Annotated in this window: 14 protein-coding genes and 1 riboswitch; of the genes, 13 read left to right on the top strand and 1 reads right to left on the bottom strand. The window is 47.9% G+C overall.

Annotated elements, in window-relative coordinates; all coding sequences use genetic code 11:
- The first annotated feature begins 102 nt into the window (after positions 1 to 102).
- The 4 genes from DXZ20_RS38475 to DXZ20_RS10275 all read left to right on the top strand — a co-directional run bounded on the left by DXZ20_RS38475 (position 103) and on the right by DXZ20_RS10275 (position 3596).
- Positions 103 to 231, top strand: a complete 129-nt coding sequence (locus tag DXZ20_RS38475) for a universal stress protein (protein WP_348918559.1) — start codon at positions 103 to 105, stop codon at positions 229 to 231.
- Positions 228 to 737: a bidirectional hydrogenase complex protein HoxE gene (hoxE, locus tag DXZ20_RS10285; RefSeq protein ID WP_163697989.1), complete on the top strand. Its 510-nt coding sequence runs from the start codon at positions 228 to 230 to the stop codon at positions 735 to 737. The genes DXZ20_RS38475 and hoxE overlap by 4 nt, the downstream gene beginning before the upstream one ends.
- Positions 734 to 2356 (top strand): NADH-quinone oxidoreductase subunit NuoF, encoded by a 1623-nt coding sequence (gene nuoF / locus DXZ20_RS10280; RefSeq protein ID WP_163697987.1) that lies wholly within the window; start codon positions 734 to 736, stop codon positions 2354 to 2356. Before hoxE ends, nuoF begins: the two co-directional genes overlap by 4 nt.
- Before the next feature lie 124 nt (positions 2357 to 2480).
- Entirely contained in the window at positions 2481 to 3596 is a 1116-nt protein-coding gene (locus tag DXZ20_RS10275; RefSeq protein WP_163697986.1) for a hypothetical protein, read from the top strand.
- A 461-nt stretch (positions 3597 to 4057) separates the two neighbouring features.
- On the opposite strand, the gene DXZ20_RS10270 is transcribed toward DXZ20_RS10275, so the two are convergent.
- Complete coding sequence (locus DXZ20_RS10270; RefSeq protein ID WP_163697984.1) at positions 4058 to 4498, bottom strand: DUF4278 domain-containing protein; 441 nt, start codon at positions 4496 to 4498, stop codon at positions 4058 to 4060.
- A 33-nt stretch (positions 4499 to 4531) separates the two neighbouring features.
- Positions 4532 to 4616: riboswitch (Glutamine riboswitch) on the bottom strand.
- 245 nt (positions 4617 to 4861) lie between these two features.
- Here DXZ20_RS10270 and hoxU point away from each other — a divergent pair.
- From hoxU to hypF, 9 genes are all read left to right on the top strand, one after another.
- Positions 4862 to 5578 (top strand): bidirectional hydrogenase complex protein HoxU, encoded by a 717-nt coding sequence (hoxU, locus tag DXZ20_RS10265; RefSeq protein WP_163697981.1) that lies wholly within the window; start codon positions 4862 to 4864, stop codon positions 5576 to 5578.
- Positions 5579 to 5635: 57 nt separating this feature from the next.
- Complete coding sequence (locus DXZ20_RS10260) at positions 5636 to 6184, top strand: NADH-quinone oxidoreductase subunit B family protein (RefSeq protein ID WP_163697979.1); 549 nt, start codon at positions 5636 to 5638, stop codon at positions 6182 to 6184.
- 167 nt (positions 6185 to 6351) lie between these two features.
- Positions 6352 to 6912 carry a CBS domain-containing protein gene (locus tag DXZ20_RS10255; protein WP_163697977.1) on the top strand — a complete coding sequence of 187 codons (561 nt, stop codon included), beginning with the start codon at positions 6352 to 6354 and terminating at the stop codon, positions 6910 to 6912.
- Between the two features lie 48 nt (positions 6913 to 6960).
- Complete coding sequence (locus tag DXZ20_RS10250; RefSeq protein WP_163697975.1) at positions 6961 to 8403, top strand: nickel-dependent hydrogenase large subunit; 1443 nt, start codon at positions 6961 to 6963, stop codon at positions 8401 to 8403.
- A gap of 69 nt (positions 8404 to 8472) precedes the next feature.
- Positions 8473 to 8988, top strand: a complete 516-nt coding sequence (locus DXZ20_RS10245; protein ID WP_163670462.1) for a hydrogenase maturation protease — start codon at positions 8473 to 8475, stop codon at positions 8986 to 8988.
- Positions 8970 to 9311, top strand: coding sequence for a hydrogenase maturation nickel metallochaperone HypA (gene hypA, locus DXZ20_RS10240; RefSeq protein WP_163697973.1), 342 nt, complete (start codon positions 8970 to 8972; stop codon positions 9309 to 9311). The genes DXZ20_RS10245 and hypA overlap by 19 nt, the downstream gene beginning before the upstream one ends.
- Before the next feature lie 14 nt (positions 9312 to 9325).
- On the top strand, positions 9326 to 10072 hold the full coding sequence (hypB, locus tag DXZ20_RS10235) for a hydrogenase nickel incorporation protein HypB (RefSeq protein WP_163697971.1): 747 nt from the start codon (positions 9326 to 9328) through the stop codon (positions 10070 to 10072).
- 78 nt (positions 10073 to 10150) lie between these two features.
- Positions 10151 to 10633, top strand: coding sequence for an adenosine-specific kinase (locus tag DXZ20_RS10230; RefSeq protein WP_163697969.1), 483 nt, complete (start codon positions 10151 to 10153; stop codon positions 10631 to 10633).
- 22 nt (positions 10634 to 10655) lie between these two features.
- Positions 10656 to 12974: a carbamoyltransferase HypF gene (hypF, locus tag DXZ20_RS10225; RefSeq protein ID WP_250565707.1), complete on the top strand. Its 2319-nt coding sequence runs from the start codon at positions 10656 to 10658 to the stop codon at positions 12972 to 12974.
- Positions 12975 to 12979 lie beyond the last annotated feature (5 nt).

Below are 12979 nucleotides of genomic sequence, written 5' to 3'. Positions count from 1 at the left end.
CAATCCAGACTCTGTCTTAAAGACCACCTTAGCGATTGCGGCCATGGAGGCGGAGACCATGACCTAGGGAGCTGTCTGTGTAGGGGGGCATAGGGAGGTGAGATGCTATTGGGGAGTGTGAGTCATGATGTCATGCATCATGCTCCCTGTTCAGTCCTGGTTGTCCATGGGTCGAATACAACCAAACGTCATGAACACAAGACTGAGGACGTCATCGTAGACCATCAATGACTGTTAACTCCACCATTCATGCTCCTTCAGCTTCTAACAAGCGATTACGCCTGTTAGAAGCCACCATGAAACGGCATCAGTATCGTCCAGATGCGCTGATTGAGGTGTTGCATCGCGCTCAGGAGCTATTTGGTTATTTAGATATCAATTTGTTGCTGCACATTGCTCAGCGACTGAAACTGCCTCCTAGTCAGGTGTATGGTGTAGCTACCTTTTATCACTTCTTCTCGTTAGCTCCAAAAGGCGTACACAGCTGTGTTGTCTGTATGGGGACAGCTTGTTATGTAAAACAGGCGGCACAGCTGCTCAGCTTTTTGGAAAAAACTACGGGTATTAAAGCTGGAGAGACAACGTCTGATGGGCAGCTGTCGTTGATGACGGCTCGCTGTTTGGGTACCTGTGGCATTGCCCCTGTCGTGGTTTTTGATGAGCGGCTTGAAGGGCATCAAACCGTAGAAAGCGTAACGGCACGTCTGAATACTTGTTTATCTGCATCTAAGTCATGACTTTAGAGCAATTACGGCAGTCTGCATCAGCTGCCCCAAAAAAATGTCGCATTTGTTGTTGCACGGTTGGTGGCTGTCTGTCTGCTAATGGTGCTGTCGTTAAAGAACATCTGAAAACGGCGGTGGCTGCTAGTAATTTAACCGCTCAGGTGCAGGTGTCGGGTGTGGGCTGCATGGGGTTGTGCAGTCAGGGGCCATTGGTACGGGTGGAATCCGAAGACGGAGCTGATGTGCTCTATCGGCAGGTGACGCCAGAACAGTCTGCGGCTATTGTGGCATTGCTCACTCAATCGCCTCACGCTGAAAGCAGCAATCTCAAAACTCAGCCGATAGATAGTCCATTTTTTACCAGACAGCATCGGATTGTTTTAGAAAATAGTGGTCGCATTAATCCAGAAAAGATTGAGGGGTATATTGCGGCATCTGGGTATGAAGCGCTTTATCACTGTTTGCGAGAGATGTCACCCGACGAGGTGGTAGATGAGATTACCCGCAGCGGTCTACGGGGTCGAGGTGGGGCAGGTTATCCGACCGGATTAAAGTGGGCCACAGTGGCAAAAATGCCGTCGGGGCAAAAGTATGTAGTGTGTAATGCGGATGAAGGTGATCCGGGGGCTTATATGGATCGCAGCGTGTTAGAGAGTGATCCTCATCGGGTGTTGGAAGGACTTGCGATCGCAGCCTACGCCGTCGGGGCTAACCAGGGCTATATCTATGTGCGGGGAGAGTATCCCCTGGCCATTAATCATCTACAAACTGCCATTCGTCAGGCCAAGCGCCATGGTCTTTTAGGCAGCCAGATTTTTGATTCTCCCTTTGATTTTCGCGTTGATTTGCGCATGGGTGCAGGTGCCTTTGTCTGTGGTGAAGAGACTGCCTTAATGGCATCCATTGAAGGAAAACGGGGAATTCCTCGACCGCGTCCCCCTTACCCCGCTGAGTCAGGATTATGGGGGTGTCCCACATTAATTAATAACGTGGAGACCTATGCTAACATTGCTCCCATTATCCGTAATGGTGCGGCCTGGTTTGCCTCTATTGGGACTGAGCAGAGTAAAGGGACTAAAGTCTTTTCTCTCACGGGCAAGGTGAAAAATGCAGGACTGATTGAAGTACCCATGGGAATATCCCTCAAAGAGATTGTGGAAGAAATGGGACAGGGTGCCCCAGATGGGTCTCAGGTGAAGGCTGTGCAGACCGGCGGGCCTTCCGGTGGCTGTATTCCTGCGGATGCTTTTGACACATCTGTGGATTATGAATCGCTGAAAAAACTGGGTTCGATTATGGGCTCAGGCGGCATGATTGTGATGGATGAGCATACCCATATGGTGGATGTCGCTCAGTTTTTTATGCAGTTTTGCATGGATGAGTCCTGTGGGAAGTGCATTCCCTGTCGGGCTGGGACGGTACAACTTTACCAGTTGTTGACAAAGTTTAAAGAACACCGGGCAACACCCGCAGATTTAGAGCAGTTGGAGATGCTGTGTGATGTGGTGAAGCATACGAGTTTGTGTGGTTTAGGACAGGCGGCTCCAAATCCAGTGTTGAGTACGCTGCGATATTTCCGAGATGAATATTTGGCGGCGATGGCGGTGGGGGTTGTTGAAGTGCCTGCCTGAGATTTTACCATGGGCCATCCCGTATCAGACCTGGCGGAACAGGGGGGAGATCATTAGGCATTACAAACAATGGCTTCATAGGTGGGTTCAGTTGTTTAGGGCTCTATGGTTACGGGAAAAATTCATGTCCACAACACCTAGTACAGACAAACAGTTAGGGTGGCATATTTTGCAGCCCCCACGGCAGGCGTTTGGCATTTTCAGTCGCTTAAGACTGGAATGGGATTATTTTATGATCCATGACCATGGAGGAGCCTTTACTGGATCCATTGGCTATGTGTTAGCTGATCCACCTGCTCAAAGAGTACGTTGGTTAAAACGATTTACACTGTTGCCGAGTGGTGTGGGTGTTGCGATCGCAGGCATGTTCACTAATGGTCACAAAATCGCAAATTTCCTACATTTCGATTTCGATCAGGCTCAACTTTCCACCGATACCAAATCCCTCACCGCCCAGGATGATGTCAGTAATTTCCAGGCTACTTTCCACGTGAAACCCAATAATAGTCTACAGATAGCAGGGCGCACCCATGACATTGAGTATCAGCTGGCCGTACAAGAAGATTGGCAAAATCACTCTTCCCATGGCAGCGAAGTATTTACGCCCATTACCGGTCGAGATATGGGGCTCCTGCCATGGGAACAATGGACAGTTGATGTCATTTGGCCTCGGACTCAAGTCTCTGGCTATATTCGAGACTTAAGGCAAAAAGTAACTTTTGAAATTGTTGGCCATGGCTATCGCGAAAATTCCTTTGGGCGATGGCTATTTTGGGCAGGCGGCTGGGATTTTGCTGCTATGTCAGACGAAAAAACTGGTGTTCAATGGGTTTGGCAAACCTATCATCATTCTCAAGACTTAAGTTATCTAGACCTTAGTTTTCCCATCGAGGGTGTTCCACAAGCGTTTCGCTTTTGGGCTAGGGAAGGCCAATTACAGTGGCAGCATCACCATTGGTGCTTGGACCACAAGGCTCAACAGAAGTTTCCTTTGGATGCAACGATTTATGCCCATAATCAGGACTATATCGTTGAAACAACATTGAGCATTGGTGATAATGAGATTGCACTATTACATGAAAATTCTTGGTACACCAGGATCTATGTCATTTTCGCTCTCTTTCCCTTCTGTAAGGGCTCTATTTATAGGGTAGCTGATGGTGCTCGGGTATTGGAATTTAGCGGCCAGGGGGGAGGAGAATATTCCACTCTACGATTTCCTAAAATACGTTTAAGTTGAAACCGGTTGCGTTGACCAGACAGATTATTTCAAGGATACAGAAAAGTCCACTGTTCTTAAGGACATTTGGCTTTTCTGCATTGTTGGTAGTAACCCCGTTATCAGTTGGTGAGTGGAGCCATATAAGAATATGGAGAGTGCTATCTCGGGAGTCCGCACTCCAGGTGACACACATGCCAGCAACCCAATCACAGTCGCAGCTAACAAACGACTAAAACGTATCAAGCTCATAGCATCCTCCTTCTCCCGGAGAAAGATAAGTTGAAACTGTTTTTATCAGGCTAAAAGGTTAAACCTGTCGTGTTGAATTCTGACCAGGCATATCATTTCAACCCTCAAGAAAAGTCCAACGCCCTTAAGGACATTGGACTCAGGAGCTTTACCACGTACCCTTAAGGGGGCCTGGCAGTTTAGCGATAGAAACGGTATGTCTCATGAGACTCATGGCTGAGCCAGACCTTTCAACTCATGGCCGATTTACTGCGGTCATAACCAGCAAAATCATGGGGAATTTTCCCTTGAATATGGCTTTCATATTCGGCAGCATTTTCCATCGGTAGACCGATATCTTTAGCAGCTCGAACCAGCATAGAGTGTTCACGCCGACGAATATTGCGCAGATGTTTCATAACAAGGCTACGCATCCAAGCCTTAATCGACAGACATTCAACAGGAGCTGTTTCAGCAACAGTGGTTATGGGTGTTGATTCAGCCATTGTTTCACCAACTGTGTAAGGTACACCCCGATAAACCAACTTAGCCTCAAAGGGATACGCAGGCGGAGGATTTTCAACAGTTTTAAATTGAATATCCTGGCCACGATATTTCCCCACATCACCTGTAGGGCGAGTGCCCAACTCTGTAGGCTGGTAATTATAAGAAACACCACGATACTTTAACATAGTGCCGCCTCCTTAGACTGTGTAGAGAAGAGAGGCGCGTTCCTTCGGGATGACTCCCTACTTCCGTCCCTGTTGGTGTTTCCCTATCAGAAAAATCACCATCAAAGAGATGAACGATTTATCCTACATCCTTATTATCTTATGTAGTTTGATGTTTTATCTAAGATGTTTACACATTGACACTTAGAGAAATAAGAGTGAGAAAATAGTCACTGAGGTCAAAAAACTTCATAAGTTTCTCAACGTTTTAAAATAACCTGGAATCAGAGTTGTATCGTCCCTAGGGTCTACATCTTATCTCCTTAAGAGTAATATCGTTTCCATTTGACGTTTACTAGCACTTTATTTTCACACTAATCTCCAATGTCTGTTAAAACTCTAACCATTGATAATCAATTGATTAGTGCCCGTGGGGGAGAGACTATCTTAGATGCTGCTAGAAATGCAGCGATCGCAATTCCTACCCTTTGCTATTTAAAGGGATTATCTACCGTAGGAGCCTGTCGCCTGTGTTTAGTGGAAGTGAAAGGAGCGTCTAAGCTCTTACCTGCCTGTGCGACAGCAGTGCAGGAAGCTATGGTGGTGCAGACGCATACCGAGCGACTACACCATTATCGACGCACAATTGTGGAATTGCTGCTCGCTGAAGGTAATCATGTCTGTGCGGTCTGTGTCTCCAATGGTAATTGTGAATTGCAAGATTTAGCGGTGGAAATGGGGATCGATCATGTTGGTCTTACCTATCAGTTTCCAGACCGTAAGGTAGATATTTCCCATGCTCGTTTTGGGATTGATCACAATCGCTGTGTTCTCTGTACGCGCTGTATCCGAGTTTGTGATGACGTGGAAGGGGCCCATACGTGGGATATGGCTGGGCGAGGCCATACATCCCATGTGATTAGCGATTTGAACCAACCTTGGGGAGAGTCGAGTAGCTGTACCTCCTGTGGTAAGTGTGTGAATGCTTGTCCGACAGGAGCCTTATTTCATCGGGGTTCAACGGTTGGGGAAATGCAGCATGATCGAGAACAGCTTAGCTTTATTACAACGGCTCGTCAGCAACAACAGTGGATTAGATAAACAGACTGCCTTCCCAAGTTCCTCAAAATTTTTACATATATTGCGAGTCTATAGACCATGGCAAAACTTAAACTGGCAACGGTTTGGCTAGGGGGATGTTCTGGCTGTCATATGTCGTTTCTCGACCTGGACGAGTGGCTATTTGAGCTGGCTAGTCAGGTGGAGTTAGTCTACAGCCCCCTAGCGGATGTTAAGACCTATCCTGACGGTGTGGATGTGGTATTGGTGGAGGGTGCGATCGCAAACCAAGACCATCTAGATATGATCCATCAGGTTCGCGATCTCACCAAATTTCTCATCTCCTTTGGTGACTGTGCGATCACTGGCAATGTCACGGCCATCCGCAACATCCTAGGTGCATCGGAGTCAGCCGAATCTGTTCTCAACCGCGCTTATCTAGAGGCAGATGTTCAACCTCAATTGCCCCACGGAGATCTGGTTCCCACCTTACTAAACCAGGTCATACCTGTTCACCAGGTGGTATCGGTGGACTGTTATTTACCTGGCTGTCCACCGGATGCTAAACGGATTCGAGCTGTGTTGGGGCATTTGCTACAGGGGAAACAACCGCATTTGGTAGGTCCTGAACTGATTAAATTTGGCTAGGTGAAGTAAAGCGCTTGCCCTTCAATCATCCCCCCATTACCCCATCACTCATCTACGAAATAAATGCCTGAATAGGGGATTTCCTCACAGGTTCCTCACACTTTCGACATAAAAATAAGGGGTAGGGCACCTGTTTGTATTGGAGTCACCGCTGAGGGAGGGCGATCATGTTATTTGTTAAAGATATTATGACCAAGCCGGTTGTTGTCATTCGCAGTTCGGCTACGGTAGAAAATGCTATTTGGCTGATGCGGACTAAGCGAGTGCGATCGCTAATCGTAGAAGAATTTTATGAGCAAGGTCCCTATGGCATTTTGACGGAACGAGATATTGTTTATAACGTAATTGCTAAGGGGCGATCACCTCATTTTGTTCGTGTTGACCAAATCATGCGACGGCCCTGTATTTGTATGCCGATGGAGGCAACATTGCAAGAAGCTGCCAAAATTTTCTCCGAGTCCGGGATTCATCGGGCTCCTGTGATTGAAAATGAACAGCTCTTAGGGATTGTTTCAATGACGGATATTTTAATGAAAGGTAATCCAGGAGCCTTATCCAAGGATGATCTATCCCGACGTGTCAATGAAGCTCTTCAGCATGCTCGTGTCATTGATGATCAAGATGCGCAGATCCAGCAAGAATGTGATATTGCCTGGCAGGTGCTGGAGGAAATTCAAGCAAATACTGGAGAGACTTTGCCTGGAACGCCTGTATATCCAAACGGTTGACGTGAGTGGACGGTCATTTCGTAGTTAGCCTGAGGAACTATCGGTGCGGTGAGCAAACGAATTGTCATTAACCCGGTTACTCGGATTGAAGGGCATGCCAAGATCTCGATTTATCTGGATGATCAGGGAGAGGTTGCAGATGCTCGATTTCATGTAACTGAGTTTCGTGGATTTGAGAAGTTTTGTGAGGGTCGCCCTTTTTGGGAAATGCCAGGAATTACGGCTCGTATTTGTGGCATTTGTCCTGTCAGTCATTTGTTAGCATCGGCTAAATCTGGTGATCGTCTACTGGCAGTACAAGTCCCCCCAGCGGCAGAGAAGTTACGGCGATTAATGAATTTGGGACAGATTATTCAGTCCCATGCTCTGAGTTTTTTTCACTTGAGCAGTCCGGATCTCTTGTTGGGCTGGGAGAGTGATCCGGCTCAACGTAATGTATTTGGGGTCATGGCAACTGAGCCTGCACTAGCTCGGGGGGGAGTGCGGCTACGTCAGTTTGGTCAAACCGTGATTGAACAACTGGGGGGACGCAAGATTCATCCAGCTTGGGCTGTCCCAGGAGGTGTTAGGAGCAGTCTGTCACGGGTTGGGCGGCAGCAAATTTGTCAGCAGTTATCTGAGGCTAAAAAGACGATCTTAGAAACGCTCACCCTATTTAAGAAACTACTGGAAGACTTTCAAGAAGAGGTTCATATCTTTGGTAATTTTCCCAGTTTGTTTATGGGCTTAGTTGGTGCTGATGGTACCTGGGAGCACTATGATGGCTGTTTGCGAGTGGTCGATAGCGGTGGCAACATTCTTGGGGATCAGCTAGATCCCAGTAATTACAGAGATTTCATCGGTGAGGCGGTGCAGCCAGATTCCTATTTAAAGTCACCTTACTATAAACCTTTGGGATATCCTGATCAGACGCAACATTGTCGCTTAGAAAATGGCCTGTATCGGGTAGGGCCGCTGGCCAGGTTGAATATTTGCGATCGCATCGGCACGCCCCTGGCCGAAATTGAGCTGCAACGTTTCCGGCAGTACGATATGGGTAACAGTTCTTTTTTCTATCACTATGCGCGACTGATTGAGATTCTCACCTGTATTGAACGAATTGAGCTTGCCCTGGACGATCCAGACCTACAGAGCCATCATCTCAGAGCCAGAGCCGATGTCAATCAACATGAAGCTATCGGCGTCGGGGAAGCTCCACGGGGTACTTTGTTTCATCATTATAAAATTGATGACACGGGTTTATTAACTTACGTCAACCTAGTTATTGCTACGGGACAGAACAATTTGGCCATGAATCGTACGGTTGCCCAGATTGCCCGTCATTATATTCACGGTCCCCAGATTCCAGAACCCATGCTAAATCGTGTAGAGGCGGGTATTCGTGCGTTTGATCCGTGCCTGAGCTGTTCTACCCATGCCTTTGGCAAAATGCCGCTGCAGCTCCAGTTGATCAGTGCAGAGGGGCAGCTGCTGGCTGAATGTTACCGTTAAGACTTCATAAGATCCTCATATCTTTTTAATAGCTTTAAGAAAAAGCAGAGCACACACGAGGCTGGTCCTATGCTGCCATCGACTCAAAAATTAACAACGCTTGAATATGACTTTTTAATCATTGGTTACGGTAATGAACTATGCGGAGACGACGCCGTTGGTCCTTGGGTTGCGATGGTGGTGGCCGAATGGCACTTACCGGCTGTTAAATCCTTGGCTGTGCCACAACTGACACCAGAACTGACCGCTGAATTAGCGAAAACAAACTATGTGATGTTTGTGGATGCCTGTGGTAATCAGGGTATTCAAACGGTACAGATTGATCCCATTGTTGCCTACGACGAGCAACCTGAGTCCATGGCGTTTGCAGCCCACAGCTATGATCCGCTGGCGTTACTCAATCTCACCCAGCGGCTGTACAACCATCATCCCCAGGCCTGGCTATTGCAAATTCCCATTGAATCCTGTGGTTTAGGACGTCAGCTTTCATCCAAAGCCCATCAAGGTTGCGATCGCGCCTTGAGGTCAATTGAGCAATTCTTAGTCACCTATCGACAACCAGCCCCATGCATGAAATTGGCCTGATACAGGCTGCTTTATCTGTGGCCTTAGACCATGCGCAAGATCAGGGTGCTCGACAGATTCATCGTATCCAACTCCAGGTAGGAGAATTGTCAGGGGTGGATCCAGATGCTCTGGCATTTGCATTTGACGTGGTCAGTGGCGGTACCCTGGCAGAAAAGGCCGAGCTAGAGCTTATACCAATACCCGTGAAGTGCTATTGCTCATCATGCCAACAGCTATTTCAGCCCTCAGACTGGGTGTATACATGTCCACGCTGTCATCAATTGAGTACGGACATTCGTCAAGGTAAAACCTTAGCACTCACGTCCTTAGAAATTTCATAAGGAGGTGCATTTATATGTGTGGACATTGTGGTTGTCAGCATGACCGGCAGATTTTGTCGTTACATCAGAATGTATTAGAGAAGAACGATCATTATGCCGAGCATAATCGGGCATTTTGGCAGCATCTTCTGGTGATCAATATGTTGTCGTCTCCAGGGGCGGGTAAGACAACGCTGATTCAGCGTATCCTCAACGACCGTGACTTAATTGCGGGAGCTGATCCATTAGACCGCCTACATGGAAAGGTGAAACCAGGTGTGATTGTCGGTGACCTGGCTACTGATCGTGATGCCAAAAGGCTGCGTCAAACCAGTCAGAAAGTTATACAGATTAACACAGGAAATCTCTGCCATCTAGAAGCAGAAGGTGTTGGTCGGGCCGCACGACAACTGGGTTTGGATGACCTAAATTTACTCATCATTGAAAATGTAGGTAACCTGGTTTGCCCTGCTGCCTATGACTTAGGAGAAGACCTGCGCCTGGTGTTGATGTCTGTGACTGAGGGAGAAGATAAACCACTGAAATATCCCGCCCTTTTTAAGTCCGCTCACGCTGTTATCATCAGCAAGATTGATCTAGCTAAAGTTGTAGGCTTTAATCGTGATGAGGCACTACACCATCTACATCTGATTATTCCCCAAGCTTTAGTATTTGAACTTTCTGCTACCACTGGTGAAGGGTTAGCTAGTTTTTATGCTTACTTAGGACAGGCCATCTTTCAATGCCATGACAAGGTAAACCCTGTTGTGAATGCATGTTAAGTGAGATTTCTGCTATCACCTTTAGCCGGGACTGCATTTTCATCCGCCCCCTAAATACATCACTCTTTGGAATTATCAATGGAACTAACACTTGTTGATTTAAACTTGCCCAGCGATAGCAATTTGATTTTGGGGCAGAGCCATTTTATCAAAACCGTAGAAGATCTCTATGAAGTCATGGTCAATGCCTCTGCCCAGATCAAGTTTGGTCTAGCGTTTTGCGAAGCGTCTGGCCCCTGTTTGATTCGCGCGGCTGGGAATAGTGAGTCGCTACAGACAGTGGCAGTTGAAAATGCTAAAGCGATGGGTGCAGGTCACAGTTTTGTGATTGTTATGCAGCAAGGATTTCCGGTCAATGTGCTGAACGCTGTTAAACAGTGTCCAGAGGTTTGTCGCATTTACTGTGCTACGGCCAATCCGGTCCAGGTGGTGATCGCCACCAGCGACCAGGGACGTGGCATTTTGGGCGTTATTGATGGTTTTGCTCCCAAGGGAGTAGAGGAATCGCAGGATGTGGCTGAGCGCCAACAATTTCTACGACAAATTGGCTATAAGCTATAGAAAACATGAAGTTGGAACAGTCATGATGCCGGTAACTCCTTCCCTTTGTCGAAGTCACCTGACTGTGCGAGGGACTGTGCAGGGAGTGGGCTTTCGACCATTTGTGTATCAGCTGGCAACAGAATTAGGTCTGGCGGGTGGTGTGAAAAATACTTCCCAGGGCGTCGTGATTGAAATAGAGGGGCCTGAACAGACGTTACAGATTTTTTTTCAAAAGCTACAACAGGACGTGCCCCCCCATGTAGTGATTCGAGCACTCGAGCAACAGGACCTACCAGCGCAGGGGGTAATAGGGTTTCACATCTGGCCTTCTGAGGCTGTGGGCAAGGCTACTGAGACCCAAATTTTGCCAGACCTGGCCACATGTGCTGAGTGTTTGCAAGATATTCTTTCCCCTGATAATCGTCGCCATCACTATTCGTTTACCAACTGTACCCACTGTGGTCCTCGGTTTAGCATTATCCGGATATTGCCCTATGACCGCTGCCACACAACGATGGCGAACTTTACCATGTGTGCAGATTGTCAGGCTGAATACACCCAGCCTGACAATCGCCGTTTTCACGCTCAGCCCAATGCCTGTGCTGTTTGTGGTCCGCATCTAGAGTTTTGGATAAAAGAACAACAAAAAGGACCACAGCAGTCTGGCAACCCGCTACACTTGGCTATCGCCATGCTACGTCGGGGTGACATTGTTGCGCTGAAAGGGTTGGGTGGATTCCAATTACTAGTGGATGCCCAAAACCATAGTGCTGTGGACCGTCTCAGACAGCGTAAAGAACGGCCTGATAAACCGCTAGCCCTGATGTACCCTACCTTAGAACAGGTTCACCAGGACTGTAAGGTCTCCGCAGACGCTGCTAAATTGTTGTCCTCAGCCCAGGCTCCAATTGTGCTTTTGCCAAAACGGTTAGGGAGTTCTTCCCTAGCCAACAATATTGCACCCAAGATGGATCGTCTGGGGGTCATGCTGCCGACCACACCGCTGCATCATCTTCTCCTTCAGACGTTGACCTCTCCTGTTGTTGCCACTAGTGGAAATCTTTCCGGGGAGCCTATTTGTATTGCTAAACAAGATGCCTGTCAGCGACTAGCTCCCGTGGCAGATGGTTTCTTGGTCCACAATCGTCCCATCCAACGTCCGGTTGATGACTCTGTTGTTCAACTTATCCACGACAAATGCCAGGTGTTACGTCATGGTCGAGGCTATGCACCCCAGGTGATTTCGCTGTCTGGTCTAGTGGCTTCTGACACGCGTATTTTAGCCTTGGGTGCTCACCTCAAAAACGCAATTGCTCTGTTTTCAGGCGATCACATTGTGCTGAGTCAGTATATTGGTGATTTGGATGCCCCACGAACCCTGGAACGGTTGAAACACACCGTGACTGACATACTTTCTCTCTATACCTGTCAGCCGACGGCCATTGCCTGTGATCTTCATCCGGACTATGGCTCTACGCGACTGGCCCATACTTTGGCTGAGCAATGGGCTGTGCCCGTGATCTCGGTACAGCATCACTATGCCCATGTTCTCGCGGGTATGGCTGAGCATTCCCTAGGTGCGCCGATCCTGGGCGTTGCCTGGGATGGTATGGGGTATGGTCCTGATCAAACTGTTTGGGGAGGAGAATTTCTCCAGATTACGACGTCTGGTTTTGAACGAGTTGCCCATTTGTTACCCTTTCCTCTACCTGGGGGGGAATTGTGTAGCCGAGAACCTCGAAGGTCTGCTTTGGGTCTGCTTTATGGCTGTTATGGCGACGTGGCATTTGAGCGCGATGACTTAGTTCCCGTACAAGAATTCTCAGCATCTCAACGGACTGTTCTACAGCAAATGCTGACTAACAAAATTAATACGCCTATGGCCTCCAGCATGGGGCGACTCTTTGATGGCGTGGCGGCACTGCTTAATTTACATCGAGTTGTTAGTTTTGAAGGCCAGGCGGCGTTGGCCCTGGAGTTTGCCGCCGCTGAAACAATGGTTCAGCGAGGCTATCCTTTTATAATTTCAAGTACTGTACCCTACATTATTGACTGGCGACCGATGGTGCGAAAAATCATTCATGATCAGGGTCAGGGGGTGGCGACAACGGTGGTGGCTGCCAAGTTTCACCGCACGTTGGTGGAAATTGTGACTGCGATCGCAAAACTCATCAACAACTCCAATATCATATTGACCGGCGGTTGCTTTCAAAACAAACTTCTCAGTGAGCAGACCATTCAACATTTACAAATTACAGGATTCACCCCCCACTGGCATCAGCGTGTGCCGCCCAATGATGGTGGGATTGCCGTTGGGCAGATAATCGGTGCATTACGTCATCTGTCTATGTCTGTCTAACCCTT

Source organism: Adonisia turfae CCMR0081, from assembly GCF_011009555.1.
GTDB lineage: Bacteria > Cyanobacteriota > Cyanobacteriia > Phormidesmidales > Phormidesmidaceae > Leptothoe > Leptothoe turfae.
This window is presented reverse-complemented; position numbering and strand designations above follow the sequence as displayed.

What these genes read in the sequence shown, in the direction of transcription:
- DXZ20_RS38475 (WP_348918559.1), top strand. Translation starts at nt 103, where the DNA reads ATGCTATTGGGGAGTGTGAGTCATGATGTCATGCATCATGCTCCCTGT.
- hoxE (WP_163697989.1), top strand. Translation starts at nt 228, where the DNA reads ATGACTGTTAACTCCACCATTCATGCTCCTTCAGCTTCTAACAAGCGA.
- nuoF (WP_163697987.1), top strand. Translation starts at nt 734, where the DNA reads ATGACTTTAGAGCAATTACGGCAGTCTGCATCAGCTGCCCCAAAAAAA.
- DXZ20_RS10275 (WP_163697986.1), top strand. Translation starts at nt 2,481, where the DNA reads ATGTCCACAACACCTAGTACAGACAAACAGTTAGGGTGGCATATTTTG.
- DXZ20_RS10270 (WP_163697984.1), bottom strand. Translation starts at nt 4,498, where the DNA reads ATGTTAAAGTATCGTGGTGTTTCTTATAATTACCAGCCTACAGAGTTG.
- hoxU (WP_163697981.1), top strand. Translation starts at nt 4,862, where the DNA reads ATGTCTGTTAAAACTCTAACCATTGATAATCAATTGATTAGTGCCCGT.
- DXZ20_RS10260 (WP_163697979.1), top strand. Translation starts at nt 5,636, where the DNA reads ATGGCAAAACTTAAACTGGCAACGGTTTGGCTAGGGGGATGTTCTGGC.
- DXZ20_RS10255 (WP_163697977.1), top strand. Translation starts at nt 6,352, where the DNA reads ATGTTATTTGTTAAAGATATTATGACCAAGCCGGTTGTTGTCATTCGC.
- DXZ20_RS10245 (WP_163670462.1), top strand. Translation starts at nt 8,473, where the DNA reads ATGCTGCCATCGACTCAAAAATTAACAACGCTTGAATATGACTTTTTA.
- hypA (WP_163697973.1), top strand. Translation starts at nt 8,970, where the DNA reads ATGCATGAAATTGGCCTGATACAGGCTGCTTTATCTGTGGCCTTAGAC.
- hypB (WP_163697971.1), top strand. Translation starts at nt 9,326, where the DNA reads ATGTGTGGACATTGTGGTTGTCAGCATGACCGGCAGATTTTGTCGTTA.
- DXZ20_RS10230 (WP_163697969.1), top strand. Translation starts at nt 10,151, where the DNA reads ATGGAACTAACACTTGTTGATTTAAACTTGCCCAGCGATAGCAATTTG.
- hypF (WP_250565707.1), top strand. Translation starts at nt 10,656, where the DNA reads ATGATGCCGGTAACTCCTTCCCTTTGTCGAAGTCACCTGACTGTGCGA.